5 protein-coding genes are annotated in these 4,590 nt (G+C 52.7%); 4 read left to right on the forward strand and 1 reads right to left on the reverse strand.

Features of this window, described 5'->3' with window-relative positions; translation table 11 throughout:
- Positions 1–186: 186 nt before the first annotated feature.
- Positions 187–1,557 (forward strand): MATE family efflux transporter, encoded by a 1,371-nt coding sequence (locus HMPREF1548_RS22590; protein WP_025490844.1) that lies wholly within the window; start codon positions 187–189, stop codon positions 1,555–1,557.
- 101 nt (positions 1,558–1,658) lie between these two features.
- On the opposite strand, the gene HMPREF1548_RS22595 is transcribed toward HMPREF1548_RS22590, so the two are convergent.
- Positions 1,659–2,069 (reverse strand): putative ABC transporter permease, encoded by a 411-nt coding sequence (locus HMPREF1548_RS22595; protein ID WP_025490845.1) that lies wholly within the window; start codon positions 2,067–2,069, stop codon positions 1,659–1,661.
- Positions 2,070–2,180: 111 nt separating this feature from the next.
- On the opposite strand from HMPREF1548_RS22595, the gene HMPREF1548_RS22600 reads away from it, so the two are divergent.
- The 3 genes from HMPREF1548_RS22600 to HMPREF1548_RS22610 form a co-directional block, all read left to right on the forward strand.
- Positions 2,181–3,572 (forward strand): bifunctional folylpolyglutamate synthase/dihydrofolate synthase, encoded by a 1,392-nt coding sequence (locus tag HMPREF1548_RS22600; protein WP_243005928.1) that lies wholly within the window; start codon positions 2,181–2,183, stop codon positions 3,570–3,572.
- 34 nt (positions 3,573–3,606) lie between these two features.
- Positions 3,607–4,164, forward strand: coding sequence for a GTP cyclohydrolase I FolE (gene folE / locus HMPREF1548_RS22605; protein WP_021638957.1), 558 nt, complete (start codon positions 3,607–3,609; stop codon positions 4,162–4,164).
- A gap of 49 nt (positions 4,165–4,213) precedes the next feature.
- Positions 4,214–4,590, forward strand: a 377-nt coding sequence (locus HMPREF1548_RS22610) for an HD domain-containing protein (RefSeq protein ID WP_035323497.1), incomplete at its 3' end; no start/stop codon positions are given.

Here is a 4,590-nt window from a genome sequence, read left to right on the forward strand (position 1 = left end):
GGCCTTCGGAGAACCCATTCGCGGCCGGACCGGAAGGTTGCTGGGGGAGCAGAAGGAATAAAGGGATTAAAGAGAATAAAGGGATTAATGGAATTAAGAAAAAATGTGAAAAAATGAGCTTGGGATGCGCGAGGATTTTGGTGGATGAAGGCGCCTAGGAGCGGCGCGGCAGGAGGAGTGTTGGAAATGGAACTTGATATGACGAAGGGGAGTCCCTTTAAGCTGATTGTGAGGTTTATTATTCCGATTATTATCGGGAATATTTTTCAGCAGCTGTATAGTCTGGTGGATACCGTGATTGTGGGGCGGTTTGTGGGCGTGAAGGCTTTGGCGGCTGTGGGGGCCACGGGGACGATTACGTTTTTGATCCTGGGATTTCTGCAGGGACTGACTACGGGCTTTACGATTCTGACAGCGCAGCGTTTTGGCGCCGGGGATGAGGAGGGGATGAAGAAGAGCGTGGGAAATGCCGCGGTCCTTTCTGTTATCGTTACGGTGGTTATGACCTTTACGAGTGTGCTGATTATGGACTGGCTGCTGCGTATTATGAGGACGCCTGCGGATATTATGGATATGTCCAGGGAATATATTCTGATTATTTGCTGGGGAATGGGCTTCAGCGTGCTTTATAATCTGCTGTCCAGTATTCTGCGGGCTGTGGGGAACAGTAAGGTGCCGCTTTATTTTCTGGTGCTGTCGGCTGCGATTAACATTATAGGGGATCTGGTTCTGATCATTTGTTTTGATATGGGGGTTGCCGGGGCTGCGGTGGCGACGATTGCATCGCAGGGAATTTCCGGGCTTTTGTGCCTTGTTTATATGGTAAAGAAGGTCCCGCTTCTTGCTTTGCATAAGGAGCATCTGAGGCTGGATCCGTGGTGTGTGCGGAATCAGGTATCCATCGGGATTCCCATGGCGTTGCAGTTTTCCATTACTGCGGTGGGGACGATTATGGTACAGGTGGCGCTGAATATGCTGGGTTCTACCGTGGTTGCCGCTTATACGGCGGCCTGCAAGGTGGAGCAGCTGGTGACGCAGGTATTTGCTTCCATGGGTATGACGATGGCCACCTTCTGCGGGCAGAACCGGGGGATTAATGATCTGGGGCGTATTAAGAAGGGAAGCAGGATCGCTTTCTGGATGTCTGCGGTTTACGGGGTGATTATTTATGCAGTGGTTGTTGTGGCGCTGCCGGTGATTATCCGGTTGTTTGTAACCGGGGACAGCACGGAGGTGCTGGGGTATGCGCGGGCCTATATTTTGATTAACGGGGCTTTCTTTATTCCGCTGGGGATGATTTTTATCTATAGAAATGTGATGCAGAGCTGCGGTTATGCGTTGATGCCGATGATGGGCGGCGTGGTGGAGCTTTTGAGCAGGGCCGTGCTGGCCGTGGTGGCGGCGAAGCTGCTGAGCTATGTGGGCGTGTGCGCCGCAAATGCCAGCGCATGGTGCCTGGGCGGAATTTTCCTGTACATTGCTTATCGGTTTACCATGAAGAAGATGGAGAGGGAGAAGCTGTTTGCCGAGGGGCAGCGGCAGGAGGCTTCCTCATAATTGCTTCCTTTAATTAGGAAGAAAGCGGAAATAGCGGGCAGGGATATCCTGTCCGCTATTTCCGCGGGTAATGGGGAAGGCTGTGCTGGTATTTTCCGGATTTAATGCTTCTTTTTCCCGGCGGGGGACTGGATTGCCTGTTCCATGAGCAGTCCGGTGGCAAACCAGCAGGGGGCGTAGTCCAGGCGGATGACCTTGCCGATGTTCCAGCGGGCCTTGCCGTAGCTCCAGGGGCAGAGGCCTTTTTTCAGAAGAAAACGGCCTGAGAGGTATTCTGCCACGAAAATGAAAAGGGCATAGACGCAGCCTCTGACGAACCAGTGGCATTTTTTTACCAGGGCGCAGATGGGGCGCAGCAGGCAGCCAGCCCCGTAGATGGGAAACATCCACAGGGAGGTGGTGCCCTGAAGCGTGAATTTGCGCTGCTGGAGAGAGTGGAGGGCGGTAAATGTAATTTCAAGGCACCAGCCGAGGATGCCGCATTTTATAAAGTCTTTCCATAATTTTTGCATGCTAATATTTTGGCCGGTTATTCTTTTTTTATGCAAAATGTGCTAGGATGTATAGAAAAGAAGTTGAAAAAATGTTATTCCCGTGAGCAGCGGCCAGGCACCCGTGCTTGTATGGATATCTGGCGGCTTGCCCTGCAGCGTTGCAGGTTTGATGCTTCGTTGTCTGCGGCGGGGGATTTGATTGCGCGCAGCGGCGCGCGGATAGGAGAAGAGATGAATTATCAGGAGGCGCTTGCCTATATGCAGGAATGCAATACCTTCGGCGTGGTGCCGGGCCTTGAGAATATAAAGGAGCTGTTGGCGCGGCTGGGTAATCCGCAGGAGAAATTAAGCTTTATACATATCGCGGGGACGAACGGCAAAGGCTCCGTAATGAATTTTATTTCCACGGTGCTTACGGAAGGCGGTTATAAGACGGGACGGTATATTTCTCCTGCCATTTTTGAGTACAGGGAGCTGTTTCAGATCAATGGGAAGCCAATCAGCAAGGCAGAGCTTGGCAAAACCATGGAACCTGTGCGGGAGGCGGCGGAGGCTATGGTGGCGGAAACCGGAAGGCATCCCACGGTTTTTGAGGTGGAGACAGCCCTTGCTTTCTTATGGTTTTGTCAGAAAAAATGTGATATTGTGGTGCTGGAAACCGGGATGGGCGGGCTGCTGGATGCCACAAATGTAATTCCGGCGCCGCTGCTTTGCGTTTTTGCGTCCATCAGTATGGATCATATGGCTTTTCTGGGCGATACGCTGGAGGAGATTGCAGCGCAGAAGGCGGGGATTATTAAGCCGGGAAGCCGTGTGGTTTCCTGCAGGCAGCTTCCTGAGGCTATGGGAGTGATTGAGGAAGCCTGTAAAGAAAAGGGCTGTGGACTGTTTGTATCCGATATGGAGTCGGCCAAAAATGTGAAGTACGGGCTGGAGAAGCAGCGGTTTTCTTATAAGGGGCATAAAAATCTGGAAATCACCATGGCCGGAATCCATCAAATCGACAACTGCGCCCTTGCCGTGGAAGCTCTTGACCGGCTTGCGGATTTGGGCTTTCCCGTAAAGGAGGAGAAGCTGAAGGCCGGGCTTCTGCGCGCAAAGTGGCCGGGGCGCTTTGAAATTATCGGCAGGAAACCGCTGTTTATCGCAGACGGGGCGCATAACGAGGACGGCGCGGTAAAACTGGCCCAGTCCATACGTTTCTATTTTACAAATAGAAGAATCATATATATAATGGGAATATTGAAGGACAAGGAAGTGGATAAAATCATCCTGAATACCTGTGATTATGCGGATGCCATTATCACGGTGGCAGCGCCCGGCAACCCCAGGGCGATGTCTTCCTGTGAGCTGGCGGAGGTGGTGCGCAGGGTGCATGAAAATGTGACCGCGGCGGACAGTCCGGAGGAGGCCGTGGAAATGGCACGCCTTCTGGCAGGGAAAGAGGATGTTATCATCGCTTTTGGCTCCCTGTCCTTTTTAGGGGATGTCATCAGAATCGCGGAAAAGAGGCAGCAGTGAGAAATCAGGCAGCGGCCGGTCAGGAGAGACACGCATGGTAGATAAAGCAAAAATTGAGGAAGCGGTGAAGCTGCTTCTGGAAGGAATCGGAGAAGATGTAAACCGGGAAGGGCTGGTGGAGACGCCCCAGCGGATAGCAAGGATGTATGAGGAGATTTTCGGCGGGATGGATGAGGATCCGGCGGTGCCGCTGTCCAAGCAGTTTCAGGTGGAGGGCGCAGGGATTGTGCTGGAAAAGGACATTACCTTTTATTCCACCTGTGAGCATCATCTGATGCCGTTTTTCGGAAAAGCCCATGTGGCTTATCTTCCGGACGGTAAGGTGGTGGGCTTAAGCAAGCTGGCGAGGACGGTGGAGATTTTCGCCAGAAGGCCGCAGCTTCAGGAAAAGCTTACGGCGCAGGTGGCGGATGCCCTGATGGATTATCTGAAGCCAAAGGGAGTGATGATCCTGATTGAGGCGGAGCATATGTGCATGACAATGCGCGGTGTGAAGAAGCCGGGGAGCAAGACGGTAACTGTGGCGACAAGAGGTGCTTTTGAAGAGAATGCCGCGCTGCAGGAAACCTTTTATCATATGCTGGAGCGTTAGGGCGTATTTGAAATTTGCTCCACAGCCTGTCGGGGAAAGGAAGAGCGGTATGGACAGAGTCAACAGGATACTGCACAATCCGAGGTACAGGGAATGTGTGGAAAAAAACCGGAAATATGAAGAAGAACGGATCTTCTGCAGGCACGATATGTCTCATTTCCTGGATGTGGCCCGGCTTTCCTGGATTGAAAATCTGGAAAAGGGGTTGGGAATTGAGAAGGAGCTTATTTACGCGGCGGCGCTGCTGCATGACTGCGGCAGGTTCCGGCAGTATGAGGACGGCACGCCCCATGAGCTTGCCGGAGCACAGCTGGCGGAGGAGATTCTTCTTGACTGCGGCTTTGAGGAACCGGAGCGGGAGGAAATCCTCCGGGCGATTTCAGGGCACAGGGAAAAAAAGCTGGCACAGGAGGAGAGCCTGCGCGG

Source organism: Clostridium sp. KLE 1755, assembly GCF_000466465.2.
Classification (GTDB): Bacteria; Bacillota; Clostridia; order Lachnospirales; family Lachnospiraceae; genus Eisenbergiella; species Eisenbergiella porci.